General features: G+C 65.5%; 20 protein-coding genes and 1 pseudogene. 8 read left to right on the top strand and 13 right to left on the bottom strand.

The window, feature by feature from the left end; translation table 11 throughout:
* Nucleotides 1-8: 8 nt before the first annotated feature.
* On the bottom strand, nt 9-2648 hold the full coding sequence (locus SR870_RS03565) for an EAL domain-containing protein (RefSeq protein ID WP_322516674.1): 2640 nt from the start codon (nt 2646-2648) through the stop codon (nt 9-11).
* A 593-nt stretch (nt 2649-3241) separates the two neighbouring features.
* On the opposite strand from SR870_RS03565, the gene SR870_RS03560 reads away from it, so the two are divergent.
* A complete protein-coding gene (locus SR870_RS03560; protein ID WP_322516673.1) occupies nt 3242-4954 on the top strand; it encodes a hypothetical protein in 1713 nt (570 codons plus the stop codon).
* Nucleotides 4955-4987: 33 nt separating this feature from the next.
* Here the strand turns inward: SR870_RS03560 and SR870_RS03555 are convergent, their stop codons facing one another.
* Nucleotides 4988-5272, bottom strand: coding sequence for an usg protein (locus SR870_RS03555; RefSeq protein WP_322516672.1), 285 nt, complete (start codon nt 5270-5272; stop codon nt 4988-4990).
* Between the two features lie 438 nt (nt 5273-5710).
* Between SR870_RS03555 and SR870_RS03550 the strand changes: the two genes are divergently transcribed.
* From SR870_RS03550 to SR870_RS03540, 3 genes are all read left to right on the top strand, one after another.
* Nucleotides 5711-6028, top strand: a complete 318-nt coding sequence (locus tag SR870_RS03550) for a co-chaperone GroES (protein WP_322516671.1) — start codon at nt 5711-5713, stop codon at nt 6026-6028.
* A 179-nt stretch (nt 6029-6207) separates the two neighbouring features.
* Nucleotides 6208-7851: a chaperonin GroEL gene (gene groL, locus SR870_RS03545; RefSeq protein ID WP_322516670.1), complete on the top strand. Its 1644-nt coding sequence runs from the start codon at nt 6208-6210 to the stop codon at nt 7849-7851.
* 325 nt (nt 7852-8176) lie between these two features.
* Complete coding sequence (locus SR870_RS03540) at nt 8177-8884, top strand: UPF0149 family protein (protein WP_322516669.1); 708 nt, start codon at nt 8177-8179, stop codon at nt 8882-8884.
* A 259-nt stretch (nt 8885-9143) separates the two neighbouring features.
* Here SR870_RS03540 and SR870_RS03535 read toward each other — a convergent pair whose 3' ends face one another.
* Nucleotides 9144-9920: an alpha/beta hydrolase gene (locus SR870_RS03535; protein ID WP_322516668.1), complete on the bottom strand. Its 777-nt coding sequence runs from the start codon at nt 9918-9920 to the stop codon at nt 9144-9146.
* A 50-nt stretch (nt 9921-9970) separates the two neighbouring features.
* The gene (locus SR870_RS03530; RefSeq protein ID WP_322516667.1) at nt 9971-10792 is read right to left on the bottom strand and encodes an alpha/beta hydrolase; all 822 of its coding nucleotides are present in this window, start codon (nt 10790-10792) and stop codon (nt 9971-9973) included.
* 125 nt (nt 10793-10917) lie between these two features.
* On the opposite strand from SR870_RS03530, the gene SR870_RS03525 reads away from it, so the two are divergent.
* Nucleotides 10918-11430, top strand: coding sequence for a MarR family transcriptional regulator (locus tag SR870_RS03525; RefSeq protein ID WP_322516666.1), 513 nt, complete (start codon nt 10918-10920; stop codon nt 11428-11430).
* 108 nt (nt 11431-11538) lie between these two features.
* On the opposite strand, the pseudogene SR870_RS03520 reads toward SR870_RS03525, so the two are convergent.
* From SR870_RS03520 to SR870_RS03510, 3 genes and pseudogenes are all read right to left on the bottom strand, one after another.
* A pseudogene (locus SR870_RS03520) lies at nt 11539-11711 on the bottom strand (ArsR family transcriptional regulator); the annotation flags it as partial.
* 374 nt (nt 11712-12085) lie between these two features.
* Nucleotides 12086-14971: an autotransporter outer membrane beta-barrel domain-containing protein gene (locus tag SR870_RS03515; RefSeq protein ID WP_322516665.1), complete on the bottom strand. Its 2886-nt coding sequence runs from the start codon at nt 14969-14971 to the stop codon at nt 12086-12088.
* 424 nt (nt 14972-15395) lie between these two features.
* Entirely contained in the window at nt 15396-15710 is a 315-nt protein-coding gene (locus SR870_RS03510; RefSeq protein ID WP_322516664.1) for an ArsR/SmtB family transcription factor, read from the bottom strand.
* A 108-nt stretch (nt 15711-15818) separates the two neighbouring features.
* Between SR870_RS03510 and SR870_RS03505 the strand changes: the two genes are divergently transcribed.
* Both SR870_RS03505 and SR870_RS03500 read left to right on the top strand, forming a co-directional pair.
* The gene (locus SR870_RS03505; RefSeq protein ID WP_322516663.1) at nt 15819-16571 is read left to right on the top strand and encodes a glucose 1-dehydrogenase; all 753 of its coding nucleotides are present in this window, start codon (nt 15819-15821) and stop codon (nt 16569-16571) included.
* Nucleotides 16572-17572: 1001 nt separating this feature from the next.
* Entirely contained in the window at nt 17573-17824 is a 252-nt protein-coding gene (locus SR870_RS03500; protein ID WP_322516662.1) for a hypothetical protein, read from the top strand.
* A gap of 71 nt (nt 17825-17895) precedes the next feature.
* Here the strand turns inward: SR870_RS03500 and SR870_RS03495 are convergent, their stop codons facing one another.
* From SR870_RS03495 to SR870_RS03485, 3 genes are all read right to left on the bottom strand, one after another.
* Nucleotides 17896-18210, bottom strand: coding sequence for a hypothetical protein (locus SR870_RS03495; protein ID WP_322516661.1), 315 nt, complete (start codon nt 18208-18210; stop codon nt 17896-17898).
* 130 nt (nt 18211-18340) lie between these two features.
* Entirely contained in the window at nt 18341-19243 is a 903-nt protein-coding gene (locus tag SR870_RS03490; protein WP_322516660.1) for a DUF2778 domain-containing protein, read from the bottom strand.
* 661 nt (nt 19244-19904) lie between these two features.
* Nucleotides 19905-20600, bottom strand: a complete 696-nt coding sequence (locus tag SR870_RS03485; protein ID WP_322516659.1) for a DUF899 family protein — start codon at nt 20598-20600, stop codon at nt 19905-19907.
* 151 nt (nt 20601-20751) lie between these two features.
* Between SR870_RS03485 and cowN the strand changes: the two genes are divergently transcribed.
* On the top strand, nt 20752-21030 hold the full coding sequence (gene cowN, locus SR870_RS03480; protein WP_011442126.1) for a N(2)-fixation sustaining protein CowN: 279 nt from the start codon (nt 20752-20754) through the stop codon (nt 21028-21030).
* A gap of 13 nt (nt 21031-21043) precedes the next feature.
* On the opposite strand, the gene SR870_RS03475 is transcribed toward cowN, so the two are convergent.
* The 3 genes from SR870_RS03475 to SR870_RS03465 all read right to left on the bottom strand — a co-directional run bounded on the left by SR870_RS03475 (nt 21044) and on the right by SR870_RS03465 (nt 26843).
* The gene (locus SR870_RS03475; protein WP_322516658.1) at nt 21044-22753 is read right to left on the bottom strand and encodes an IlvD/Edd family dehydratase; all 1710 of its coding nucleotides are present in this window, start codon (nt 22751-22753) and stop codon (nt 21044-21046) included.
* 371 nt (nt 22754-23124) lie between these two features.
* Nucleotides 23125-24555, bottom strand: coding sequence for an aldehyde dehydrogenase family protein (locus SR870_RS03470; RefSeq protein ID WP_322516657.1), 1431 nt, complete (start codon nt 24553-24555; stop codon nt 23125-23127).
* 266 nt (nt 24556-24821) lie between these two features.
* The gene (locus SR870_RS03465; RefSeq protein ID WP_322516656.1) at nt 24822-26843 is read right to left on the bottom strand and encodes a putative bifunctional diguanylate cyclase/phosphodiesterase; all 2022 of its coding nucleotides are present in this window, start codon (nt 26841-26843) and stop codon (nt 24822-24824) included.
* Nucleotides 26844-26962: the final 119 nt, after the last annotated feature.

The following is a 26962-nucleotide window of genomic DNA, read 5'->3' as shown; positions in this document are numbered from 1 at the left end:
AGCCCGCGCTAAGCCAGCCGCCTGATGGCGGAATCGGGAAGTGCGAGCGGCGGGCGGGCAGACTGTTCTGCGATGCGCCGGGTCATAGCCTCCGCGCGGCGGGCGCTGTAGTCGACCAGCCAGAGTTCGAATCCCGCCGGCGTCAGCGCCGGAGCATAGAGGAATCCCTGGACGGCGTCGCATCCCAGTTCCGCCAACAGCGCGAACTGCTCGTCGGTTTCGACGCCTTCGGCGATCACGCTCAGTTGCAGGCTCTGGCCGACCCGCACCACCGCGGTCACCACGGCCCGCGCGCTGGGCTGGTGCGCGATGTCGCGCATGAAGCCGCGGTCGATCTTCAGTTCGCGGATCGGCAGTTGCGCGAGCTGGCTGAGACTGGAATAGCCGGTGCCGAAATCGTCCAGCGACAGTCCGACGCCGAGCCCGCGCAGGGCATTCATGGTCTCGATCGCCAGCGAGCGTTCGTTCTGGATCACGCCCTCGGTCACTTCGAGCATCAGCATGCCGGGCGGCAGGCGGAATTCGGCGAGTATATCCGATACCAACGCGGCGAGATTCGGATTCTGGAAATTGATCGGAGACAGGTTGACGGACACGCACGGGATATCGAGCCCGTGCTCGCGCCACGCCGCCATCTGCCGGCACGCCGCGCGGATCGACCACAGCGCGATCTGTTCGATCAGCCCGCATTCCTCGGCGAGCGGGATGAACTTCGCCGGCGACACCGAGCCGAGCACCGGATCGTTCCAGCGCGCCAGCGCCTCGACGCCGTGAATGGCACCGTCGCAGGTTCTGATCTGCGGCTGATAGTGCAGTTCGAGCGAATCGAGCGCGATCGCGTTGCGCAACGCCGCGCTGTAGGCCATACGCTCCTCGGCCGCGCCGTTCATGTCCTTGCTGAAGAATCGATAGGTGGACCTGCTGGCGCGCTTGGCCTGGTACATCGCCGTGTCGGCCTGCCTGATCAGCGTGTCGATATCGGTCGCATTGTCCGGATACAGGCTGATGCCGATACTCGCGGACATCAGCACTTGTTTGGATCCGATCCCCACCGGCGTCGTCAAGGCCATGGAGATCCGCGACACGATCAGATCGGCCTCGGCGGCGTCGCGCCCCGGCATGACGATGACGAATTCGTCGCCGCCGAGCCGCGCGAGCATGTCGCGCGGCTGAATCTGTTCGCGCAGGCGTCGCGCGAACTCGACGAGAAATTCGTCACCGCCCGAGTGCCCGAGCGTGTCGTTGACGTCCTTGAAATTGTCGACGTCCAGAAACGCCAGCGCGACGTGCTGTCCCGGCGGACAGGTCTCGATCGCCTGGGCGATCAGATCGCGCAGGCGCGCGCGGTTCGGCAGGCCCGTCAGCATGTCGTAATAGGCCAGCCGCGCGATCTGGGCGCGCGCTTCCTTGCGCTCGATCGCGAGCGCGCCGAGATGCACGCAGGCGTCGACGATCCGCTCGTGCCAGCGGCTGGGCGCGCGACATTCCCGGAAATAGAACGCGAAGGTTCCGATCACGCGGCCGTCCTTGGCCATGATCGGCGACGACCAGCAGGCGCGCAGACCGGCAGCGAGCGGAAGCGCCTTGAACGGCTGCCAGCGCGGATCCGTATCGATGTCGATCGCCAGCACCGGCCGGCCGAAATAGGCCGAGGACCCGCAACATCCCATCTCCGGCCCGATCGCGACGCCATCCAGCGTGCGCGAATATTCGTCGGGAAGGCTCGGGCCGCCGAGCGGATGAAGCAGGCCGTCCGCGTCGACGTGGAGCAGCGAGGAGACGACGTCGGGCGCGATCTTCTCGACCAACCGGCACAGCCGGTCCGCGATCTCGGTGATCGGCAGTTCGTCGGCCAGCGCGCTCAGGGTCAGTTGCTGCAACGACCGCAGTTGCACCGACTCGGAGATGTCGGTCATCAGAGCGAACCCGTTGGTGATCTCCCCGCGCCCGTTGCGCAGCGCCTTGACGTCGGCGGAAACCCAGATTTCGCCGCCGGCCTTGTCGTAGAGCAGAATCTCTCCCTCGCCGCCTTCGTCCTCTCCGATTTTGGTCGCCAGATCCTGGAGCGTTTCACGATCGGTGTGGCTCCCCGCCAGCAATTCGCCGGCCCGTCGGCCCCGCGCCTCCTCGGACGAGTATCCGAACAGGCGCGTGAAGCCGGCGTTGCTGTAGACGATGCCCCCGTTGGGATCGGTGACGACGACGGCGCGGTTGGTCCGGTCGGCGATCGAGGTGAGCAGCGCCAGGCCTTCGCGTTGTTCGATTTCCCGGGTGATGTCGCGGACGAAAGCGATGGTGCAGCCGCTGCATCCGTACTGTACGCGGGACACCGACAACGCGGCGCGGATCCGGCTGCCGTCCTTGCGACCGATGCTGATCTCAGAACCGGGATCGCCGGCGGCGACTGTGCCGGCGGGCGGGGTCGACGCCGGCGAGCCGTCACGCGCGATCAGATCGGCGAGCCCCAGCGACCCGACATCGCTACCGAGCACCTCGGTTCGATCGAGCCCCCAGATCGACTCCGCCGCGCCGTTGAAGTAGCGCACGTGACGGTCGCAATCGACGATCACCACGGCATCGTTCGCCCGCTCCAGCGCGGCGAGCTGAACGGCGGAATCGTCCGTCGCGGCGTCATCCCTCTTTTCCATCGTCCCGTCCTGATGCCTGTGGATTCTACGTGCTCGCGCGAGCGGGAGTTAGTTCTAATGTCGAACTACGTATTCGCTCAGGAGTGATTAAAGGGTTGTTCGATGCCGACCTCGACGGTCGAGAACTTTCATCCTTAGCAATCCGTTGCCGACGCTCGCCCGATGCGGCGAATGCGCGCGAAAACCGCAACGACGCGGTGCTCGGACGTCCTCGGAATTCCACGAGGTCGCCCCCGCGCGACTCGAACGCCCGACACAACCGGAGCCCGGATCCGCACGCACCCGTCGGCCCCGGCGCCGACGCACAACTTCGGCGTGCGATCCTCTCGACAGGATCGCGCTCGTCGCGGATCGCGCGCCGACTCCGCGCGCCGGCAATATCGGGAAACGGGGCGAGCCGAGCCGGCGTTGCGACCGACGGCCGAAACGCCCCGCCTTTAGAATATGATTAAATCGTCTGTCCTGCCGGATCGCGCTGCTTCTTCGTTTCTCCGCATTGGTGCTATCACTCGGCATCGTACGAGCTGAATGTCGCGACCGCGTGGATGCCGCCTGGCAATCGATCAGCCGTCACTGTAGATGCGGAGATCGGATTGCCACTGACATCGTTGCGGGATCAGGCGCGCTCGCTCGGGCTGCGCACCCTTCTGGCCGGGCTGGTCGCATGGGCCGCGGCCGCCGCGATCGCCTTCCGCTCCAGCCTGCTGTCGTCGTTCGATTGGATCTTCGGCAGTCCCGGCGACGGACGGCTGATCGCCTATCTGCACGAGCATCTGTTCAATGCGCTGCGCGGGCGCGCCGAATTCCTGTCGCCGCCGTTCTATTTCCCGCAGAAGAACGTGCTCGGCTATACCGACGCATTCCTGCTCGACATCCTGCCCTATTCGGCGCTCCGCACGCTCGGCCTCGATCCCTTCCTCGCCTCGCAGATTTTCGCGATCTCGCTGTCGCTGGCCTGTTTCGTCGCCAGCCTGGTGATTCTGGTGCGCTATCTGCGGCTGTCGCCTGCGATCGCGATCTGCGCCGCGGTCCTGATCACGTTTCCCAACAATCTGATGTTCAAGACCGCCGAGGGACATCCGAATTTCTTCGCGCTGTATTACGTGCCCTGCATCGTGCTGCTGGCGCTGTGGGCGATCGAGGATTTCCCGCGGCCGACGCGGTGGTCGCTGATCCGCGCCGCGCTGGCCGGGCTGCTGTTCGGCCTGTTGTTTTCGACCCTCTTCTACGTCGCGTGGCTGTTCGTCTTCACCGCGCTGTTCGCCTTGTGCGCCGTCGCCGTGCTGCGCTGGCGCGCCATGGCGGCGCTGCTCTGGAGCAATATCCGGCCATGCGCCGCGCTGCTCGCCGCGGCCGCGCTCGGCTTCGCGGTGGGCGTGGCGCCGCTGGTGGTGATCTATCTGCCGGCGCTGCACGAATTGTCGGGCCGGTCGTATCGCGAGTTTCTCAGCTACGCGCCGTTCCCCAAGGACCTGATCAACGTCAGCCACACCAACCTGATGTGGGGCTGGCTGGTCGACCTCCTGCTCGGCAAGACCGACCACGAGCGGGTTCTCGCCGTCACGCCGCTGCTGACGGCGGCGGCCGTGGCGCTGGTTGTCGTCGTGCGCGGAGCGCGACGGCCGGGCGAAGCGATGCCGTGGCAACTCGTCGTCGGCGTCGCCTGCGTCGCGGTCTGGGCGCTGTCGTGGCTGTTCACCTTCCGCGTCGGCACGTTCAGCGTGTTCTGGATCCCCTACCAGATCGTGCCCGGCGCCGTGGCGATCAGGGCCGCCGGGCGAATCCAGTTGCTGGTGCATCTGTGGATGGTGACCGGGCTGGCCGTGCTGCTGCATTATTGGATCACGACCGCGCCGCTCGGCCGGCTGCGGACGCGGCAGGCGATCGCGGCGCTGGTGCTGGCGGTCTGCCTGATCGAGCAGATCAACCTGCAGCCCGGCGAATTGTCGCGTCGCGACGAACTCGCGCGGCTCGCTGCGGTGCCGGCGCCGCCGGCCGATTGCGAAGTGTTCGTCGTGAATGCGGGACCGCCCTCCGACATCTCGCTCAAGGAAGTCGACGCGATGTGGATCTCGATGCGGATCGGCCTGCCGACCATCAACGGCAATTCCGGCTGGTCGCCGCCGGGCTGGCGCCTCGACGACAAGCAGATGGACTACGACGACGCGCTGCGACGCTGGATCAAGCTGGCCGGCGTGACGCAGCGGATCTGTCAGTATCAGCGCGACGCCGGGTTCTGGTCGGCCTACGACACGAACCCGCCGGCGCTGCGGCCCACGGCGGACGCCGCCCCGCGGGCCGACTGAGCGAGTGGCGTCCGGCCGCTCGGCGTCTCCGGTTCAATGCAGCCGGAACACGCCGTCGACGGTGCGCAACTCGGCCGGCTTGATCAGCTTGGAATGCGCCACGGTGACGGAAAACAGCGGCCCCTCGAGCTCCTTTTCCCAGAACGACAGGAAGTCCTTCAGCGCCGGAAAGTGCGGAAACAGGTCGTAGTTCTGCCAGGTGTAGCTCTGCAGCAGCCAGTTGCGATCCGGGCGCCGATAGAGAATTTCCGCCGTGGTCAAACCATAGCCGAGCACCTGTTTCTTGAAGTCTTCAGAAACCGCACCTTTTCCGTCCATGCCAACCTCCTGGGGTAGAGCGCATTCAGCAAAAGTGGTGTCCGGCTTGCGTCGTCGATGTGCCCTACAGCTCGTTCTGACTGCCCACCGACTCCGGTATTCACTTCCCGGTGGGCTCGCCTCAATTGTGACGTGACGAAGTAACCGATCTCAAGCCCAAAAGTTTAACGCTCTGTATAAAAAGTCAGCGTTAGCAGCGACTTACGAGAAGTGCTAACAGCCCGTCCGGGGCGGACCGCAGGCCGGCCGGAGCAGCCGGCGTTAATCCTGGTCTACGGAATTGGCAGATGTTCCAGACGACTGCCAATTTTTCTGCTATCCACCCTTGTCTCTCCGAACGCGGCGGATTATGTCCTCAATGTCGGTCTGGCACTCGCCGGACACGACTGCCAATTTCCAGAAATTCTGAAAACGTTTCAGAAACTTAGGAGGATCTGCATGAATTTCCGTCCGCTTCACGACCGCGTCGTGGTCAAGCGCATCGACGCCGAAGAGAAGACCGCTGGCGGTATCATCATTCCTGACTCGGCCAAGGAAAAACCCTCGCAGGGCGAAATCGTCGCCGTTGGCCCGGGTGGTCGCGACGAAGCCGGCAAGCTGATCCCGATCGACCTCAAGGTCGGTGACCGGGTGCTGTTCGGCAAGTGGTCGGGCACCGAAGTCAAGATCGACAGCAAGGAGCTGCTGATCATGAAGGAAAGCGACATCATGGGCGTCATCACCGACGTCGCCCCCGCCAAGAAGAAGGCGGCCTGACGCAACGCAAAGCCCTCACCCTGAGGAGCCGCGGCGCAGCTCGAAGAGCGAAGCCGGGGCGTATCGAAGGGTGAGCCACGCAACGTTCAACCAGATCATCCTTCGAGACGCCGCCCCGCCCTTCGGCCGGGCCGGCTGCTCAGGATGAGGTCCACAACCAGTTTTCAGGGAAACCTCATATGTCAGCTAAAGAAGTCAAATTCGGCGTCGACGCCCGCGACCGCATGCTGCGCGGCGTGGACATTCTCGCCAATGCCGTGAAGGTCACGCTCGGCCCGAAGGGCCGTAACGTCGTGCTCGACAAGTCGTTCGGCGCGCCCCGCATCACCAAGGACGGCGTCACCGTCGCCAAGGAGATCGAGCTCGAGGACAAGTTCGAGAACATGGGCGCCCAGATGGTGCGCGAAGTGGCCTCGAAGTCCGCCGACGCCGCCGGTGACGGCACCACCACCGCGACCGTGCTGGCCCAGGCGATCGTCCGCGAAGGCGGCAAGGCCGTCGCCGCCGGCATGAACCCGATGGATCTGAAGCGCGGCATCGACCTCGCGGTCGAAGCCGTCGTCGCGGATCTCGTCAAGAACTCCAAGAAGGTCACCTCGAACGAGGAGATCGCCCAGGTCGGCACCATCTCGGCGAACGGCGATGCCGAAATCGGCAAGTTCCTGTCGGACGCGATGAAGAAGGTCGGCAACGAGGGTGTCATCACCGTCGAGGAAGCCAAGTCGCTCGAGACCGAACTCGACGTCGTCGAGGGCATGCAGTTCGACCGCGGCTACATCTCGCCCTACTTCGTCACCAACGCCGACAAGATGCGCGTCGAATTCGACGACGCCTACATCCTGATCAACGAGAAGAAGCTCTCGAACCTCAACGAACTGCTGCCGCTGCTCGAAGCCGTGGTGCAGACCGGCAAGCCGCTGGTGATCGTCGCCGAGGACGTCGAAGGCGAAGCGCTGGCCACCCTCGTCGTCAACCGCCTGCGTGGCGGCCTGAAGGTTGCCGCTGTGAAGGCTCCGGGCTTCGGCGATCGCCGCAAGGCCATGCTGCAGGACATCGCGATCCTGACCGGCGGCCAGGCGATCTCGGAAGACCTCGGCATCAAGATGGAGAACGTCACGCTCCAGATGCTCGGCAAGGCCAAGAAGGTGATGATCGACAAGGAAAACACCACGATCGTCAACGGCGCCGGCAAGAAGGCCGACATCGAGGCCCGCGTCGCGCAGATCAAGGCGCAGATCGAGGAAACCACCTCGGACTACGACCGCGAGAAGCTGCAGGAGCGTCTGGCCAAGCTCGCCGGCGGCGTCGCGGTGATCCGCGTCGGCGGCGCCACCGAGATCGAGGTCAAGGAGCGCAAGGATCGCGTTGACGACGCGATGCACGCCACCCGCGCCGCGGTCGAGGAAGGCATTGTCCCGGGCGGCGGCGTCGCTCTGCTGCGCGCCTCCGAGCAGCTCAAGCGTATCAAGACTGCGAACGACGACCAGAAGACCGGCGTCGAGATCGTGCGCAAGGCGCTCTCCGCCCCGGCCCGCCAGATCGCCATCAACGCCGGCGAAGACGGCTCGGTGATCGTCGGCAAGGTGCTGGAGAAGGACCAGTACAACTACGGCTTCGACAGCCAGACTGGCGAATACGGCGACCTGGTCAAGAAGGGCATCATCGACCCGACCAAGGTGGTCCGCACCGCGATCCAGAACGCGGCCTCGGTCGCAGCCCTGCTGATCACCACCGAAGCGATGGTCGCCGAACTCCCGAAGAAGGGTGGCGCCGGCGCCGGCGGCATGCCCCCGGGCGGCGGCATGGGCGGCATGGATTTCTGATCCAGGCACCTCATTCGCTCCAAGCGAAGTATCAGATGCAGAACCCCGGCGGAAACGCCGGGGTTTTTGTTTGGTGATCGACCTACTGCCCCTCTCGTTCGTCATTCCGGGGCGCGCGCAGCGCGAGCCCGGAATCCATACGCCCTCGACTCGCGGTGAAGCACTGCTGTTGAGACGCCGGTTCTCGACCATGAAGTCCCTCGGTTATGGATTCCGGGCTCGCGCGCTTACGCTCGCGCCCCGGAATGACGCGCAGAGGTTGATGCGATAGACTGGGATCCGGACTTGGAGGGCGCCTCCTCCTCGTGAAGGCCGGACCCACGCCATGCCCCAGCTCCCACCCCATCTCGCGCGGCTCGAAAACGAACTCGCCGATATGGGCGTCGAGGCCTTGCAGCTCGAAGAGCTCGACGGCTTCATCGCCGCGCTACTGGTCTGCCCCGAGATGATCAAGCCCGGAGACTGGTTGCCGGCGGTGTGGGGCGGCGACGCTGACGAGCCGGCGCCGTTCACCGATCTCGATCACGCCAACAGCGTGTTCGCGCTGATCATGCAGCATTACAACGAGGTCGCGGCGACGCTGGCCGACCATCCCGAGCGCTACCGCCCGCTGATGCCCGGCATCGGTACGAAGGACGTGGTCTGGGAGATGTGGATCGACGGCTTCGGAGCAGCCGTGGACATGTGGCCGGAGCACTGGGAGCTCCTGCAGAATGCCGACGAGGCGACTCGCGCGGCGTTCGACAGCCTGACGCAGCTGGCCGACGTCTCCGCCATGATGGTGGAGATTTCCGACGCCGACCGCGAAGCCCTGGCCAAGACCGCCGACGCCAAAGTCACCGGCTGGATCATCGCGCTGAACAGATGGCGGACCGCCACCGACCAGCCACGTCGCTCAATCGAATGGGGCCCGCCAACGCCGCCGGCCCTGCCAGCCAAGACGCAACGCAAGGTCGGCCGCAACGAGCCCTGCCCCTGCGGTTCGGGCAAGAAGTACAAGCGCTGCTGCGGAGCGAACGAGGCGAACTCGTAGGATGGGTTGAGCGCTTCGCGAAACCCATCACCGTCGCAAGTCGCCGCATGGGTATCGCTCCGCTCAACCCATCCTACGATCAACCCTTCCCCTCCACCGGCTGAAAGCTGATCTTCAGCCGGTGCCCGGTCGCCTTGGCGAAGCGTAGCAGCGTCCGGGTCGAGGGCTGGCCCAGACGCAGCATCGTCGCCCGCGAAGAGCCCAACGCGATGCGGGCCGCAGCGCTGTCCGCTGCGGCCCGCCCCGAGACCAACGGAAGCTACTTCGCCGCCTCTTCGATCAGCTCGGCCACCACCTGCGGCTCCGACACCATCACCACATGCGAGGCGCCGCTGACCACCACAGTGTGCTTGGAATTCGCGCGTCCGGCCATGAAGTGCAGCGCCTTGGCGGGAATGTTCTTGTCGCCGTCGCCAAAGACGAAATACGACGGCAGCGACTTCCAGGCCGGCTCGCCGGATTTTTCAGTCAGCGCCGCCTCGGTGATCGGGCGTTGGCTGGCCGCCATCAACGCGGTGTTCGCCGCCGGCACGTCGTGCGCGAACTGCTCGCGGAACTTGGCCTGATCGATGTACAGATCGACGCCGCCGGAGGCGAGCTTGACCGGGGGCGCCAGCGCCGCGCCGAGCGTGCCGCCGGGGAATTTGCCAGCCAACTCGGCCACCGCCTCGCCGGCCTCCGGCGCGAACGCCGCCACATAGACCAGCGACTTGACGTTGGCGTGGCCTTTGGCGGCGGTCGAGATCACCTGACCGCCGTAGGAATGACCGACCAGCACCACCGGACCCGCGATGCTGGCGACGACGTCGGACACGTAGCGCGCGTCGCTCGACACGCTGCGCAGCGGATTGGCGGCGGCGACGGTCTTGTATCCCTTGCTCTGCAGGATCGAGACGACCCCGTTCCAGCTCGAGGAGTCGGCGAAGGCGCCGTGCACCAGGACGATGGTGGGGTGGTCGGACTTGGCCGGTTGGGCGACGACCGAACCGGACAACAGCGAGGCGGCAAGCGCGACGACGGCGGAGAGCTTGGACATGATGACGATCTTTCGGGATGCGGGTTTCGAGGTGGGGAGATTGACTGTGATCAGGCGCGGATGAAGGACAGCACGTCGGCATTGAAGCGGTCGGCTTCGATCTCGGCGAGGCCGTGCGAGCCGCCGGGATAGACCTTCAGCGTCGCGTTCGGGATGAGTTCGGCCGCGCGATGCGCCGACGCGTCGATCGGCACGATCTGGTCGTCGTCGCCGTGGATGATCAGGGTCGGCCGGTCGATCCGCTCGAGGTCCTCGGTGTAGTCGACCTCGGAGAATTCGCGGATGCAGTCGTACTGGCCCTTGATGCCGCCCTGCAGCCCGATCCGCCGGAAGTTTTCGCGCAGGCCGTCGTTGCTCGCGACGCCGTCGCGGTTGAAGCCGTAGAACGGCACGGTCAGGTCGAAGAAGAATTGCGAGCGGTTCTTGGCGGTGCCGTCGCGGATGCCGTCGAACACCGACAGCGGCGTGCCGTGCGGATTGGCGGCGGTCTGCAGCATCAGCGGCGGCACCGCGCCGACCAGCACCACCTTCGCGACGCGGGACGTGCCGTGCCGGCCGAGATAGTGTGCCACCTCGCCGCCGCCGGTCGAATGGCCGACCAGGATCAGATCGCGCAGGTCGAGCGCCGCGATCAGCTCGGCCAGATCGTCGGCGTACTGATCCATGTGGTTGCCGTCCCAGGTCTGGTCGGACCGGCCGTGGCTGCGCCGGTCATGGGCGATCACGCGATAGCCCTGCGCGCCGAAGAACAGCATCTGCTGGTCCCAGGCATCTGACGACAGCGGCCAGCCATGCGCGAACAGGATCGGCTGGCCGGTGCCCCAATCTTTGTAGAACAGCCGGGTCCCATCGCGGGTGGTGAACGTGGTCATGGTCGAGGTCCTTTTATTTGTGTGCGATTGCTTTGTGCACGATCTATCTAGGACGACGGACCGACGCTGTCAATCGCTTGCAATTCAATCGCACACAAATTATTTTGAACGGCATCGGAGACGCCATGACCTCGCCCCGCGCCAAGTCCGCACCAGCCCCGCCCCCAGCCCTGCCCCCAGCCCTGCCCCCAGCCCTGCCCCCAGCCCTGCCCGATGTCTCGGACATGCTGTGCTTTTCGATCTATTCGGCGGAGCACGCCTTCACCCAGCTCTACCGTCCGCTGCTCGATCGGCTGAAGCTCACCTACCCGCAGTTTCTGGTGATGATGACGCTGTGGCGCCGCGACGGTCAGTCGGTGAAGGAGCTGGGCAAGGCCCTGTTCCTCGATTCCAGCACCCTGACCCCTCTGCTCAAGCGGCTGGAGGCGGCCGGTCTCGTCACCCGGACGCGCAATCCGAAGGACGAGCGCGAGGTCCAGCTGCGTTTGACCGACGCAGGTCGGGCGTTGCAGAGCCAGGCGGCGGACGTGATGCAATGCGTCGCGCAGGCCGTGGCGCTGGACGAGGCGACGGTGACGGCGATCAAGACCGCGATCGACACCATCCGCGACCGGCTTCACGACCAGACTAAATCCTGAATCTGTTGAAGGCGGCCGCCGCGCGATCCGCGCGCTGGACGAACGAACGGATCGTCACGGCGTGTCTCGCGCGTGACCTGTCGACGCGTGACAGCCGAGCCCGCGGGCCTACTCCCCCGCGTGCTTCAGGATCGCCTTCAGCAATCCCGGAAACCGCGCATTGATGTCGCCTTCGCGCACGGTGTTGCGGTTTTCGACGCCCTTCTTGGTGGTCCGGATCAGGCGGCTTCGCGCAGCACGCGGAAGTGGTTCGACAAGGTCGATTTCGCCATCTCGGCGCAATACGCTTTGCTATTGCGCCCCAACCGTCAGGCCTGTCCAAAGCAACCCGCCACTACTCACCCCTTCCCCTTCACCGGCTGAAAGCTGATCTTCAGCCGATGCCCCGTCGCCTTGGCGAACCGCAGCAGCTTCCGCGTCGAGGGCTAGCCGCGACCGCAGCACGCCGCGCGCGGCGGGATGCGCTGCAGATCCGGGGCCCCGGTTCTCGTCGTGACTCGGCAAAGCGGGATCCCGGATCGGCGGCCCGGCGCTACGCGCCGCGCCTTGTCCGGGACACGGCAGAGGGACGCGGCAGAGGGACGCGACGCGACGACACGACGCCATCCTGCCGCGCGCCGGTCGGCATGCGCCGATCCGACGGCGCTTGCGCGGCTCAGAAGGTGGCGTTGAAATTCGCCCGCACGCCCTGGTCGAGGATGCCGGAGCCGACCTGCCCCGAGTAGTTGAGGCTGACGGCCATGCTCGGGCTGAGCGCGGTGCCGAGACCGGCCTCGAACACGGCGACGTCCTGCACCAGCGGCACGCCAGCCACCGTGAAGGCGCTGCCGCCCGCGAGCGCGTTCGTGACCGTCGGCGTGACGTGGTTCAGCGAATGCCGCCAGCCGACCATGCCGTTGGCCGTCACCGCGGTCCAGCCGAGCTCGACCGTGGTCTTGGCGCGCAGGCCGAGCGTGCCGAACGTCGCGTCGATCGTGTCGCCCGCGCTGGTCAGCGCCGCGGCGCCGCCCTTTTCGGTGAAGCCCGAGGTGTCGAGGCTGACATGAGCGAGGCCGAGGAACGGCTGCAGCGCGGCGCGCCCGAGCTCGATGTTGTAACCGACATCACCATAGACCTGCGTCGTCCGCGCATTGTAATCGGCCGACAGCCGATCCGCGAAACCTGCGAACGCCAGGTTGCGCCGCGACGACAGATCGTGCCACGCGTGGTTGACGCCGACGCTCATCGCGATGGCGCCCCAGTTTCCGCCGCCATAGGCGCCGACGCTGTAGGTGTCGCCCGACACCGAGCCCCGCCCGCTGTCGAGGCTGATGCTCGAATAGCCGTAGCCGCCGACCACGCCGAGCCGGAACGCGTCGAACACTTCACCGTCGGCGCCGTACAACACGCCGCCGGTGGTCCGGCTGAAATCGCCCGCATTGCCGTTGCCGTCGAAATTGGCCCACGAGCCGTAGCTGCGGGTCCAGACCGACGCGCCGGCGCCGCGCGCGCTGGATTGAACCTGGCGCGCCGTCGCCTCGCGCACGAAACGGCTGTCGTCGAGCAGCGCCGTCTTGGCCGAGGCGTAGACTTCGCCCGACACCTGGTCGAATGCGGCGCGGGCCGCGACATCGGTGGCGGACGAGGAAATCCCGTAGCGCAGCGCGCTGCCGGTCGGCAGTGCCTGCAAGGCAGTCGCCGTGGCGCGTTGATTGACGGTCGTCGCCGCGGCCACGAAGCTGCGGGTCTGCACCGCATCGAGGTAGACATGGTTGAGATCGTAATTGGCGATCAGCGAATAGAACGACGACACGAAGGTGTCGCCGGTCAGGATGTATGTGCCGGTGATGCCGCCGGTCGCCGTCAGCACGGTGTAGTGCGCATCCGGCGCATAGGCGCCGGCGCCGTAGCGGGAGAGATTGAGGATCGCACCGCTGTCGATGGTGGCGACGCCATTGACCGCGATCAGGTCGGAGACGGCGCTCCCCGGCACCAGTTCGGCATTGTAGGTGGCGCCGGAGGCCTGATGATAGTTGCCCGCCACGTTGAGCGTGCCGGGGCTGTTGCCGGGAGAGATCGCGGCCCCTGACAACAGGTCGGTGGCTCCGAGCGTACCCGAGCCGGACACGACGGCGCCGCTGTAGACCGTCACGGCGGAGGTCTGGCTGTTGCTGTCGACCACCAGCCCGCCCTCCTTCACCAGCATGGTGCCGGTGAAGCCGCTGCCGTTGCCCGACAGCGTCAGCGTGCCGGCGCCGGTCTTCTCGATCGAATCGAAGTCGCGATACTGCCCGCTCGAGCCGACCGACAGCATGGTCAGGCTCGCGGCGTTGCTGGTCTGCAGCACGAGGGAGTTGTTCCCGGTGCCGGCCTGGACGATGCCCTGGATGATCGAGCGGTCGGCATCGAGCACGAGGCGGTTGGTGCCGCTTCCGAAGCTGATCGCGGTTCCGCCGCCCGTATTGGAGATGGTGCCGGCATTGGTGATCGTGGTGTCGCCGTTGCCGGTGACGATCGCCGCATCGCTGGCCGAGCTGGTCGTGATCGCGCCCGAATTGATCAGGGCGTTGGTGGTCCCGTTCAGTTCGACGCCGACGCCGGTGGCGGTGACGGTGCCGCTGTTGGTCACGCTGACGGCGCCGCTCCCCGTCGATGCGGCGATGCCGCGCGCCGCCGTCACCGATCCGGCTTGCGTGATGTTCACCGCGCCGGACGCCGACACGGCCAGAATGCCGGTCTGATTGGCCTGGACCACGCCGCCTGGCTGGTTCTCGATGGTGATAGTTCCGGCCGTTCCGATCTCCGCATAGAGGCCGTGATGACCCGTGCCCTGGTCCACCTGGCCGGTGTTGTCGCGCGAAATCGCGGTGCCGCTATTGATGATCGTGACATTGCCGGTCTCAGCCATCGACACGATGGCCGAATCGTCCTGCGCGGTCACGGTGCCGGAATTCGTGATCGACGACGAACCGTTCGCCGACCAGGCGACGAGGCCCTGACGCACGCGGCTTTCCACGATGCCGCTGTTCACGATCGAAGACAGACCATTGTAGTTGATGGACCTCGCGCCGGCGAGCTCGGACGTGACCTGCCCCGAATTGACGATGCTCACCGTCACCGGATCGGTGCCGTTGAAATTTCCGTCCGCATAGAGACCGCGGGCGAGCGCCGACGTCACGGTGCCGCTGTTGATCAGGGTGGAACTGCCGAGATTCGTTGTCAGCGTGATGCCGTCCTGCAAGGCGCCGGTGGCGGTGACTGTGGCTGCCGAATTGATCGCGAGGTTGCCGGAAACCTCGTTCCGCAACCAGATGCCGCCCATGTTTTGGTCCGACACGAGCGTCACGCCCGAACCGACGATGACCGACAGATTGGCGTTGCTGCGGTTGGTGTACCAGGCGACCGCCGGATAGGTGGGCCGATGCACGGTCATGGTGCCGAGGATGTTCACCGTCACGTCCAGCGGCGCGGAGAAACTGTTGGAGGGATAGATGTCGATGCCACCGGAACTCACCGAATCGATGGTGATCGACGAACTGCCCTCGGTCGGGACGACCGACACGAGCGAACTGTCACATTGGGTGACCGTCGCATTGCCCGACGCGGAGCACGCGGCCTGAGCGGTCGTGCCGCCGGACAATGCGCCGACGAAGAGCTGCGTCAGCGCGGTCGTCAGCAACAGTCGGCGGGCAGAGGTGCGGACGAATGATCTCGAAGAGCAATTGTCTCGTGCCGCCATTTTCAATTCCAATTCCAAGTTTTTAACTCTGCCTTAATTTTGTCTAGGTGGAAATTTTCGACGAAGCAATTGCCGAGTGGGATCTGCGTCACGTTCCCCTCGGAAATCGATCGACTGCAGTTCGCGTGCCGTTCGGGCGAACTACTCTGCAAGGTTGTCGAATTTCTTGTGCGCCCGTCAGGCGGAATGTTCCCGCGCGCGCGCGGACGCGCCTTGGCCGGCAACAGCACAACGACGCTGTTCGCGCTCAGTCGCCCGCGTGCTTCAAAATCGCCTTCAGCAATCCCGGAAACCGCGCATTGATGTCGCCTTCGCGCACGGTGTTGCGGTTTTCGACGCCCTTCTTGGTGGTCCGGATCAGGCCGGCTTCGCGCAGCACGCGGAAGTGGTTCGACAAGGTCGATTTCGCCATCTCGGGGCAAGGCGCCGCCGCCGTGCACGACAGGCAGTCGCCCTCCTGCAGCAGCGCCCGCACGATGCGCAGTCGCATCGGATCGCTCAACGCGCCGAGCACGCCTTCGAGCGTGATGTCGTCGCGCGCGGGGTGGACGAACTGAACCATGAAAAAGATATAGGCCGTCCCTTGACATGGTTCAATAGTCCCATATTTCCGAACTATTGAACTAGCCGATCTTCGAGCAGGCCGGTTCACAACCAGGGACGATCGACAATGACCAAGACTCTGCAAGGCAAGGTGGCGCTGGTGACCGGCGCGTCGAAAGGCATCGGCGCCGAGATCGCGCTGCAGCTCGCCGCCCAAGGCGCCGCCGTCGCCGTCAACTACGCCTCCAGCAAGGACGGCGCCGACGCGGTGGTGGCGAAGATCGCGGCCGCCGGCGGCAAGGCCTTGGCCGTGCACGGCAACCTCGCCGATCCGCAAGCCGCCAAGGCCGTGGTCGACGCCACCGTGCAGGCGCTCGGTCCGATCGACGTGCTGGTCAACAATGCCGGCGTCTACGAGATGCTGCCGCTCGATGCGATCACGCCGGAGCATTTCCACCGCCAGTTCGATCTCAACGTGCTCGGGCTGCTGCTGGTGTCGCAGCAGGCGGCGCGCCAGTTCAGCCCCAACGGCGGAAGCATCATCAACATCTCGTCCGGCATTTCCACGCTCGCCCCGCCGAATTCCGCGGTCTACACCGCAACCAAGGCGGCGGTGGATGCGATCACCGCGGTGCTGGCGCGGGAGCTGGCGCCGCGCAAGATCCGCGTCAATGCCGTCAATCCCGGCATGGTCGTCACCGAAGGCGTCAAGACCGCAGGCTACGACCAGGGCGAGATGCGGCAATGGATCGAAGCGACGACGCCGCTCGGCCGCGTCGGCAAGGCCGAGGAGATCGCCGCGGTCGTCGCGTTCCTCGCCAGCGAAGGCGCCTCCTACGTCACCGGCGAAACGCTGCATGTGACGGGCGGCCCGCGCTAGCGTCGAACTGTCACTTCGACCCTCGTTCGTCATTCCGGGATGCGTTGCGCAGCAGCGCAGGCCCGGAATCCATAGCCCCTGGACTCGCTGTGAAGCACGCCCCACTTGATCGCGCGCCAGGGGGGGACTGGATTCCGGGTTCGCCACTGTGCGGCGCCGCGGGATTACGAACGTGGGGCACTGCTCGTCCCGCCTCTTGACAACATTCCTATAGGATAGTATACCCACGTCCATCCCGCCCTATCGAGAGGGGCGTTTCGCGATCGTCACGATCCGCGGGGCGGGGTGCGGTGGACGCGGGCAGCGTCAGGCGCGGACTTGAAGGCAGGGCGGGTCACCTCCGATGCGAGGGTCCGTGAGCCGACACCGAAACGCTGGCGACCACGCTGTGCGCGGACGGCAAAGGCGTGTGGTCCTGATGTCCCGCGTGGCATCAAGCCCCGACGGAGAGCCGGCTTCGACCGAAGCCGGATAGTCTCAGTCGGACGCGACGGCGACCAAAAACCGGGTCGGGCGCCGGGGAGAGCACGACATAAGCCGTTAACACCATCGCGCGCGGAACGCCGGATGTTTCCGGTGTGACCGTGGTTTCTAACTCGTGTGCTTTTTACTTTTGCACACGAGGCCGCGGGTGCATCGGGCACCCGGCGTTCCGCGCGCCCTCTCGTCGGAGGGCGGAACGTACCTGGCAAAGCCCGGGCGCATTTCGCGCCGCGGGATCGCGGACACATGGCTGTTCGCCGACGTGGCTGTTTGAAAATCGAGCTGTTCGATAATCGAATCTGCGCGCAGCGCCGTTGCGCTCCGTCCGATCGAGCCGGCTGTCGATGCGCGACGCCACCCTCCCGCCACGTTTTCTTCACGCTCAGTTCATCGCGAAGCAACGATGTTGGCACGAGGTCGTTAGACCTCGCTTCAATAGAGTTGGCTTCAATAGAGTTGGCTTCAATAGAGTTGGCTTCAATAGAGTTGGCTTCAACCATCCGTCTGAGGAGAATCACGTGAAGAAAACAGCTTTCGGAATTGCCGCTGCGTTCGCCCTGGGTCTGGCCGCGTTCAGCGCGCCGGCATCGGCGGCGGCGCCCGCGCCGGCCACGTCCACCCTCGCCGCGGCAATGACCGACGTCTCGGCCCAGCGCTACATCGAGCGGCGGCGCGTCGTCCGCCACGGCCCGCGCTGCACGATTCGTAAGGAAGTGCGCCGCGGACCGATGGGACGTCGCGTGGTGCGCACGGTTCGTGTTTGCCGCTGAGCCTCTGACGGCGCGGCGGAGCTTGGTGGCTCCGCCGCGGCCCTTCTGGAACGACCGTCGGGCCTTCTTGCTTACTCGTCGTCGAAATCCCGGAACCGCCGCTGCGGCTCGGCTGGCTGGATCTGACGACGCACCGTGCGGACCGGCGCGCGCTGCTCCTGCGGCGGATTGAACACCACGTAGCAGGCCTGGCTCAGCCGCGGCCCGGAGGCGCGCAGGCATTGCTCGATCCGGGACGAGTCGGGGATGAACTGGCTGCACAGCCGAAACGCATCCGGCATGCAGGCCTGACGTTGCGCCTCGGTCCCCTGCTCCTGAGCCAGAGCCGCGCCACTGCCGAGCAGCGTGGCGAACGCAACTACGCCGGTGATGGTTCGAAAGGGCATCGTCGATCCTCCATGAGATCGACCAATCCCCGGCGTCCGGCAGAAGTTCCGGACGCGCTGATCACACATTGTGAAGACGAGACAATCGACGAAGCACCCGCGCGACCGTCCGGTCGCCGCGCTGCACCCGTCAGGTCATGCTGCCGACGACGACGAGGCGCTTGACCTCACCGCGTCTGAACGCCTGCAGGAAGGCGTTGTAGTCCTTGAACGAGACGCAGCCATTGGAGTCGCCGCGCGGGCCGAGCATGTAGCTGTGCGCCAGCAGGCCGGTGCGGCCGTGGATCATGTCCTCGCCGCCGACCGGCGTCAGCCGGATCGCCGCGACGCCGTGGAACAGCGCCTCGCGCATCTTCATGTCGTAGATGTGAGGCGGCGTGGCGCCGTGCATCCGGACGTTGACGTGGCGCGGATCGTCCATCTTCGGACCAAGGCCCGAATGCGCCTCGAGCTTGCTGCCGTCCGGCATGTACACGGTCTTGGCGGTGATGTCGTAGACCGCGGTGTAGCGGTCGTCGTCGGACGGGCTGAACGCGGGATCGCGCGGCTCGCCGGTGCTGGTGACGCCGGCTTCGGCCGAAGCATAAGCCAGCGCCGGAGCGTCCGGCTTGCCGAACAGCTTTTCGAAGAAGTTCGACTTGCTCTCCGCCTTCGCCGCCATCAGCGCGGCCTTGGCGCGGGCCACCAGTGCTTCCTGGCTGAACGGGTTGCGGGTCGGACCGGGCGAAACGCGGGATGAAGCGGATTTGCGCTCCGGCGGCATCGGCACCGCCATCGCGAGTTTCGTCGCCGCGGCCGCTGCCGCTTTGCCGGCCTCGTCGGCAACGGCGGGCTCGCCAGAATTATTTGCGACGGGCCTGAACCTGTCGGGCTCGAAACCGAACGAATAATTGGCGTCGAGCAGGGCGTAATAGCGGTGGCCGGATTTGGACTGCGGCGCCGCGGCGTTGGCGGCCTGGACGCTGGAGGTGACGGGGACATCGCCGGGATCGGCGGAGGCGACCTGCACCGGCGCAGCGCCCTGTTTGGCCATGGCGTTTTTCAGGGCGAGATGCGCCATCTGTTGGGGCGCATTCGCCGCCGCTGCGGCCAGCGGCGCGAAACGCGAGGCGAAATCGAGGCGCTCGGGACGAGCCTCCGGGGGGCTGGCGGGCTCGTTGCCCCAGGTGCGCTGGGATAGATGCTCGCGCCCACGGTGTTGGCATACACCGTCCAGACGCAGCCTATCACCGGCAGCGCGATTGCAATCGCGCCGAGCGACTTCCGAAAACCCATGTAGCGGGCCCCACGATGGTTGGGCAGTTTACGCGCCCCGGTACCGACACTCATTCGTTCAGCATCCAGACTTGCCCCATTGCCTGCGGTGCTTCAACCGAAAATCCGCATAACGATGTGGCAGAAGAGAGGAGCGCGATTAAGGCGGGTTTGAGTTAAATGCCGCTTAACCGGTTCAGAAATCGACCATGCGCCGGGATGGTTAATGGTTGGTTACCATTCCCCGCGGAGGGTATACTCAGCAATATCAGCATCTTATTTGAAGTTCGGGAAAGTCGGCGGTATTCGGATGGCGTCCCGAAGCCCGCCGCCGGCATGCCCCTCGTAGTCTGACCGGGCGCCCGGATGGCCGGCCGCCTCGGCAAAAAAATCTGCCCGATCCGGTCTGGACGGCCCCCCACCGGCACTCCCGGGCCGACTCAGCCGTAGCTGAGCTTCGGATACCAGTCGGTTCCCCGCCCCTCCGGCGTGGCGTCGAGAATGGTCCACAGCGGCATCAGATCCGGCGCGCCGCGCGGGTCCTGGCCGGGGTCGGCGCTGGTGGCGAACATTTCGCCGCCCCAGAAGTGCCGAATGGTGCCGTCGCGGCGGCTGAACACGTTGAACGCCGCATCGTCGCCGCCGTCCGGCATCAGGCCGTGATAGTCGCGGCTGTAGTCGCCCGAAAGGTCGGTGAACAGCGGCAGGTGCTGCCAGCCCCGCGCGCGCTTGAACGCGACCAGCCGTTCGATCGGCGACCGGGCGACGATCGCCAGCGCCACCCGCTGGGTGATGTCCGGCACCTCGCCGTCCCAGGCGCTGAGCAGCGACGTGCACATCGGGCACGGCTCGGCGCGCTGCGGGCCGAACATGTAGCTGTAGACGACCAATGTCGGCTTGTCGCCAAACAGCCCGGCGAAGTCGCTGCGGCCCCCCTCCCCCTCGAAGGCGTAGGATCTGGTCACCTCGCCGCCCGGCGGCAACTGCCGGCGCTGCTCGGCGACCCGCTCGATGTGCCGGCGCAGTTCGATCTCCTCGGCGAGCAACGCGATGCGGGCGCGGCGATATTCAGCGCTTTCGTTGGGATAGCGGGCTTCGCCGAGACGGGCGAGTTCAGCGGCGGGTTTCAGGCTCATGGCGTTTCCTCCGGATCGTGGACGTCGAATCCAAGACGAACCACCTCGCCCCGCGCCGACATCGACGAGCAAAATGCGCAGACGAGATCGACCTCGGTCCATGGCATGTCGCTTGCTTGCACAGCCCTCTATCGCTGCTCTGGAGTATGGAATGTCGGGTTCGTTCGATCGCTATGTCAGCTTCAAGAACTCCAACTGGGAGGTTCGATCGGAACGCGTGATGGCGCGATTGCAGAAACACATCGATGCCGCGGAGAATCCGTTCTGGGCCTACTTCGCCCAGAAGCGCATCGAGCTGCGCGAGAAGCAGGGCCTCGACGATCTGCGCGTGCTGCACAACTATCTGCCGACGCTGCGCGAGCTGCTCGAGGACAACGGCGACCTCGAAACGCTGGCGATGCTGGAAGAACTGGAAGTGACGCTGATGTGAGCGCGCGATGCGCTCAGCGTTCGCTGCGTCCCGCCGCGGTGAGAAAATCGAAATCGCAGCCTTCGTCTGCCTGCAAGATCGCATCGTGAAACAGTTGCGCATAGCCGCGCGGCGGCCGCGCCGTCGCAGATGATGGCAGTGCAGCGCGGCGGCGCGACAATTCCGCGTCGTCGACCAGCAGGTCGATCCGGCGCGCCGCGACGTCGAGCCGGATGCGGTCGCCGTTCTCCACCAGCGCCAGCGGCCCGCCATCCGCGCTCTCCGGCGTGATGTGCAGCACGATGGTGCCGAACGCGGTGCCGCTCATCCGCGCGTCCGAAATGCGCACCATGTCCTTGACGCCCGCCCGCGCCAGCTTCATCGGGATCGGCAGATAGCCCGCCTCCGGCATGCCCGGCGCGCCGCGCGGCCCGGCATTGCGCAGCACCAGCACGTCGTCGGCCGCAACGTCGAGATCGGGATCGTCGATCCGCAACGCCATGTCCTCGACCGAGGAGAACGCCACGGCGCGACCGGTATGCTGCATCAAGTGCTGCGACGCCGCCGAATGCTTGATCACCGCGCCACGCGGCGCCAGATTGCCGGTGAGCATTGCGAGCCCACCCTCGCGCCGGATCGGATTGTCGCGCGATCGGATCACGTCCTGCCCCGGCACGTGTTCGGCCTGCGCCACCACCTCGCGGAGCGTCGCACCGCTGACGGTCCCGGCATCGAGATCGATCAGTTCACCGAGCTGCGCCATCAGCGTCGGCACGCCGCCGGCGTGGTGGAAGTGTTCCATGTAGTGATCGCCCGACGGCTTCAGATCGACCAGCACCGGCACGTCGCGGCCGATCCGGTCGAAGTCGTCGAGGTCGATCCGGTACGGCACGCGGCCGGCGATCGCGGTGAGATGAATCAGCCCGTTAGTCGAGCCGCCGATCGCCTGCAGCACCACCTGCGCGTTGCGGAACGCGGCGGGCGTCAGCAGTTCGCTCGGCTTCGGCCCCTTGGCCTTCGCCATTGCGGCGGCGACGCGACCACTGGCCTCGGCGGAGCGGAAGCGCTCGGCATGCGGCGCGGGGATCGTCGCGCTCATCGGCAGCGACAGGCCCATCGCCTCGGTGAGACACGCCATCGTCGAGGCCGTGCCCATCACCATGCAAGTGCCGACCGACGGCGCCAGCCGGCCGTTGACCGCTTCGATCTCCACCTCGTCGATCTCGCCGGCGCGATATTTCGCCCACAGCCGCCGACAGTCGGTGCAGGCGCCGAGCACTTCACCCTTGTGATGGCCGACCACCATCGGCCCGACCGGGATCACCACCGTCGGCAGATCGGCCGACACCGCGGCCATGATCTGCGCCGGCAGCGTCTTGTCGCAGCCGCCGATCACCACCACCGCATCCATCGGCTGGGCGCGGATCATCTCCTCGGTGTCCATCGCCATCAGATTGCGCAAGTACATCGAGGTCGGATGCGCAAAACTCTCGGCGATCGAGATGGTCGGAAACACCATCGGCATCGCGCCCGCCAGCATCACGCCGCGCTTCACCGCCTCGAGGATCTGCGGCACGTTGCCGTGGCACGGATTGTAGTCGCTGTGGGTGTTGGTGATGCCGACGATCGGCCGCTCCAGCGCGTCGTCTGAATAGCCCATCGCCTTGATGAAGGCCTTGCGCAGGAACAGCGAGAAGCCGGCGTCGCCGTAACTGGTCAGTCCCTTGCGCAATCCGTCGGCCATGTCCATCCCGCTGCCTGGGTCGCAGCAGTTAGGAGACCACCTCCGACGATGTCAATCGCAGCGGGTCAGGTGATCATCTTGGCGACGAACAATGCGACGAAAATCGCAGCGCCGCTGAAGCCGATCGTCAGGAACTGCCTTCGGTAGTCGTTGGAAACCGGCGTGTTCATGCGAGGCCCTGGTCGGTCGAATCGATCGCGTCCCGGAATGGACGCAGCCCAAGACCCTTAACGGCGACCTCACGCAGCATCTACTCGGACGAATACCGACGGGCATGCGGGACGTATTCACGAAAACAGGCGCCCGACATGAAACCGCCGGGACAGAGAACCGTCCCGGCGTGAATGTAATTCAAGCGATTGAAGCAGCCTTCACGCCGCGTTGAAGCCCGCGATCGCCTTGACCTCGAGATATTCCTCGAGGCCGAACTTTCCCCACTCGCGGCCGTTGCCGGACTGCTTGTAGCCGCCGAACGGCGCGGTGCGTTCGTTCGGCACGCCCTGCAGATTGACGTTGCCGGCGCGGATCTGCCGGCCGACCTTGCGGGCACGCTCGACCGAACCGGCCGAGACGTAGCCGGCCAGACCATACGGCGTGTCGTTGGCGAGCTTGACCGCCTCGTCCTCGTCCTTGGCACCCATGATCACCAGCACCGGCCCGAAGATTTCTTCGCGCGCGATGGTCATGTTGTCGGTGACGTCGGCGAACACCGTCGGGCGGACATAGAAGCCCTTGTTGACGCCTTCCGGCAGGCCGGGGCCGCCGGCGACCAGCGTCGCGCCTTCCTCGATGCCCTTGTTGATCAGCGCCTGGATCTTGTCCCACTGGCCGCGATTGACCACCGGACCGATCGTGGTGCCGTCGCCACGCGGATCACCGGCCTTGGTCTTCTCGGCGACGCCCTTGGCGATCGCCGCGACCTCCTTCATCTTCGACAGCGGCACGATCATCCGGCTCGGCGCGTTGCAGGACTGGCCGGAGTTGTTGAACATGTGCATCACGCCGCCGGTCACCGCCTTGGTGAGGTCGGCGTCGTCGAGGATGACGTTCGGCGACTTGCCGCCGAGTTCCTGGCTGACGCGCTTCACGGTCGGCGCCGCGCGCTGGGCGACGTCGATGCCGGCGCGGGTCGAACCGGTGAACGAGATCATGTCGATGTCCGGATGTTCGCTCATCGCCGCGCCGACCTCCGGGCCTAGGCCGTTGACGAGATTGAACACGCCCTTCGGCACGCCGGCTTCATGCAGGATCTCGGCAAAAATCAAAGCCGAGGTCGGGGTGAATTCGGACGGCTTCAGGATCATGGTGCAGCCGGCAGCGAGCGCGGGCGCGACCTTGCAGGCGATCTGGTTCAGCGGCCAGTTCCACGGCGTGATCATGCCGATGACGCCGATCGGCTCGCGCACGATCACCGCCGAGCCCATCGGCTCCTCGAACGCGTAGTTCTTCAGCACGTCGAGCGTCGACATGATGTGGCCGAGGCCGGCGCCGGCCTGCATCTTCTCCGCCATCGGCAGCGGCGCGCCCATCTCGTCGGAGACGGCGGCGCCGATCTCCTTCATCCGGCCCTTGTAGATCGCGACGATCTTCTCCAGCAGCGCGATGCGCTCTTCACGGCTGGTTTGCGAGAAGGTTTCGAACGCGCGCCTGGCGGCGGCGACCGCCTTGTCGACGTCGGCCTTGGAGCCGAGTGCAACCTCATACATCGCGTCCTCGGTCGCCGGATTGACGACCGGCGTCGACTTCTTGACGACCGGATCGACCCAGGCGCCGTCGATGTAGAATTGCATGCGGTTGACCATCGTGAACCTCTTGTTCTGATTTTCGGATAGCTGTTGGCCGGGAGATGACGCGGAAACCCCGACACCTGCGAGTATCCTCGCAGCGGCGACGCGGAGTGGATTCGGGACCCGCCATATGCGGGAATGCATATAAAAACACTGCCGCGCGAGGAGCAAGGCCGGGACGCACAATTGCGCGTGTCCGATCCGGAGAAACGATGTCCGCCCGACGACATTCCATCAAGCGGGATACGCGAATGCGAGAATCTTGTGCGGCGCAATAGAACTCAGCCGGCTTGGGCGAGCACGATCTGTCGGCACGCCCCGCCGATCATGTCGCGATAATGCGCGATCGGTTGCGGCTTGCCGAGCAGATATCCCTGCACCTCGTCGCAACCGGCGCGAGCGAGGAAGGCGAGCTGGGTATCGGTTTCAACGCCCTCGGCGATCACAGGCAGCTTGAGCGTGCGGGCGAGGCTGAGGATCGCTTCGATGATCGCCGCAGAATCCGGATTGGTGTCCAGCTTGCGGGTGAAGCTTTGATCGATCTTGATTTTGTCGAACGGGAACGACTGCAGATATGACAGCGACGAATAGCCCGCGCCGAAATCGTCCATCGCGACCCGAACGCCGAGATTCTTGATCCGGCGCAGGATGGCGATCGCACCGGCGAAATCATCGATCAGCACACCCTCGGTGATCTCGACCTCGAGCCTCTTCGGCTCCAGACCTGTCTCGAGCAGCACCTGCAGGATCAAGGCCGGCACGTCCAGACGCCGGAAGTCGAGAGGCGAGAAATTGACCGCGATCGCGAGCGGCTTGGCCCACGAAACGGCCTCTGCGCAAACACTCCGCAGCACCCATTCGTCGATCGCGCCGATCAGTCCCGTTTCCTCCGCGAGCGGAATGAACACCGCCGGCGACACCAGCCCGCGAACCGGATGACGCCAGCGCAGCAGCGCCTCGAAGCCGACGACCTCCCCTTGCGTGGTCGCCTGTGGCTGGTAGTGAATCTCGAATTCGGCATTCTGCAACGCCATCGCGAGCTCACGCTGCAGGGCGCGCTTCTCGCGGATTTGCAGATCCATCGCCGGCTCGAACAGGCAGACCGTACCTCGCTTCTCGGTCTTGGCCCGATACAGCGCAACGTCGGCGTGCGCGATCAACGTCTCTGCGTTGTCCCCGTCGCGGGGATAGACGCTAACGCCGGCGGTCGAACCGACCCGGATGACATGACCATCGATGTCGAACTCGACGTCGCAAAGCCGCGAGACCTGGCTGCAGATCGCCTGCAGGGAATCGGCAGCTTGATCCGGCGGCGTGACGATCGAGAATTCGTCACCGCCCTGCCGCGCGAGAAAACCCCAGTGGCAGGTCTCGGTCAGCAGCGCCGCCATCCTGGCGAGCACGGCGTCGCCGACCGACTGGCCAAATACGTCATTGATCTCCTTGAACCGGTCGATCCCGAGCCGGATCACCGCGAAGCTCGCGTGCCGCTCGCTGGCGACCGCCATACTGTGCACGATCCGCTGATTGAACGCCGCGCGATTGGGCAGCCCGGTGGCGATATCGTGCAGCGTGACATAGGCGAACCGCTGCTCGGCCATCTTGTGGTCGGTGACATCCGCCTGCTTGGCGATCCAGCCGCCGTTCGGCAACGGGCGAAGTTCGAGCCTGATATGTCGGCCATCGCGTAGCTCGACGATCATTTCAGACGGTGAACCGCTGGCGCTCGCGGCTTTGATCTCCGACAGTTGCTCGATGTCCGCGATTTGATTGCCGCCGATGCGTAGGATTTCGATCAATTCCTCCAGCCGCGCGCCCGCGAGCGGCTGGCCGGGAGGGATGGCATAGATGTCGAGAAAGGCTTCGTTCCAGGCCTCCAGCCGCCCATCGGGGCTGAACAGGCAAAACCCGTGCGAGTCTTCCTGCACCACGGCGTCGAGTACCATGATGCGTTCGCCAAGGGCGCTGCGGACATTGTTAGTCCCCTTAGCGCCGGACCAGACGGACATGGCGACGGTCACCATCATACCGAGTATCGTCACGATGACGATTGCCAGCGCGGCATCACGAATGGCTGGCTCCGAAGGAACGGCCAACAGCAGCCCGACGGTCAGGGCGCTTGCAAGGCAGCACCCCACCGCAACGCACGCCGCGATCATCCAGCCCCTACGCACTCGCCCAGAACTAATCCGGGTGAACCGCAGGGCACCGGCCGCTGCCATGCCGCCCAGCAAGCACAGCGCGAGCCCGAGGCCAACGAGCCCTGTATGTTGGCCATCCCATGCGTGGAAGAGTTGAAGCATGCCTGATCCAGATCAGCGACGATGCCTCACCATCGCACCGTAGTTTTGCCTATTGCTTAAAGGTCGCTTCGAAAAGACAGCCCGGATGCGAGCCCCGCAAGCCAGGTCGACGCGCCGAT

This window comes from Rhodopseudomonas palustris, from assembly GCF_034479375.1.
GTDB classification, from domain to species: Bacteria; Pseudomonadota; Alphaproteobacteria; order Rhizobiales; family Xanthobacteraceae; genus Rhodopseudomonas; species Rhodopseudomonas palustris_M.
The sequence above is the reverse complement of the archived record's forward strand: the minus strand, read 5'-3'. Positions and strand labels throughout refer to the sequence as shown.

Bases quoted from the DNA above. Each gene is read 5' to 3' on its own strand.
- SR870_RS03540 (WP_322516669.1), top strand. From the start codon at position 8,177: ATGCCCCAGCTCCCACCCCATCTCGCGCGGCTCGAAAACGAACTCGCC.
- SR870_RS03465 (WP_322516656.1), bottom strand. From the start codon at position 26,843: ATGCTTCAACTCTTCCACGCATGGGATGGCCAACATACAGGGCTCGTT.
- SR870_RS03525 (WP_322516666.1), top strand. From the start codon at position 10,918: ATGACCTCGCCCCGCGCCAAGTCCGCACCAGCCCCGCCCCCAGCCCTG.
- SR870_RS03550 (WP_322516671.1), top strand. From the start codon at position 5,711: ATGAATTTCCGTCCGCTTCACGACCGCGTCGTGGTCAAGCGCATCGAC.
- SR870_RS03490 (WP_322516660.1), bottom strand. From the start codon at position 19,243: ATGGCCAAACAGGGCGCTGCGCCGGTGCAGGTCGCCTCCGCCGATCCC.
- SR870_RS03530 (WP_322516667.1), bottom strand. From the start codon at position 10,792: ATGACCACGTTCACCACCCGCGATGGGACCCGGCTGTTCTACAAAGAT.
- cowN (WP_011442126.1), top strand. From the start codon at position 20,752: ATGTCGGGTTCGTTCGATCGCTATGTCAGCTTCAAGAACTCCAACTGG.
- SR870_RS03555 (WP_322516672.1), bottom strand. From the start codon at position 5,272: ATGGACGGAAAAGGTGCGGTTTCTGAAGACTTCAAGAAACAGGTGCTC.
- SR870_RS03495 (WP_322516661.1), bottom strand. From the start codon at position 18,210: ATGCCCTTTCGAACCATCACCGGCGTAGTTGCGTTCGCCACGCTGCTC.
- groL (WP_322516670.1), top strand. From the start codon at position 6,208: ATGTCAGCTAAAGAAGTCAAATTCGGCGTCGACGCCCGCGACCGCATG.
- SR870_RS03475 (WP_322516658.1), bottom strand. From the start codon at position 22,753: ATGGCCGACGGATTGCGCAAGGGACTGACCAGTTACGGCGACGCCGGC.
- SR870_RS03510 (WP_322516664.1), bottom strand. From the start codon at position 15,710: ATGGTTCAGTTCGTCCACCCCGCGCGCGACGACATCACGCTCGAAGGC.
- SR870_RS03505 (WP_322516663.1), top strand. From the start codon at position 15,819: ATGACCAAGACTCTGCAAGGCAAGGTGGCGCTGGTGACCGGCGCGTCG.
- SR870_RS03485 (WP_322516659.1), bottom strand. From the start codon at position 20,600: ATGAGCCTGAAACCCGCCGCTGAACTCGCCCGTCTCGGCGAAGCCCGC.
- SR870_RS03535 (WP_322516668.1), bottom strand. From the start codon at position 9,920: ATGTCCAAGCTCTCCGCCGTCGTCGCGCTTGCCGCCTCGCTGTTGTCC.
- SR870_RS03470 (WP_322516657.1), bottom strand. From the start codon at position 24,555: ATGGTCAACCGCATGCAATTCTACATCGACGGCGCCTGGGTCGATCCG.
- SR870_RS03565 (WP_322516674.1), bottom strand. From the start codon at position 2,648: ATGGAAAAGAGGGATGACGCCGCGACGGACGATTCCGCCGTTCAGCTC.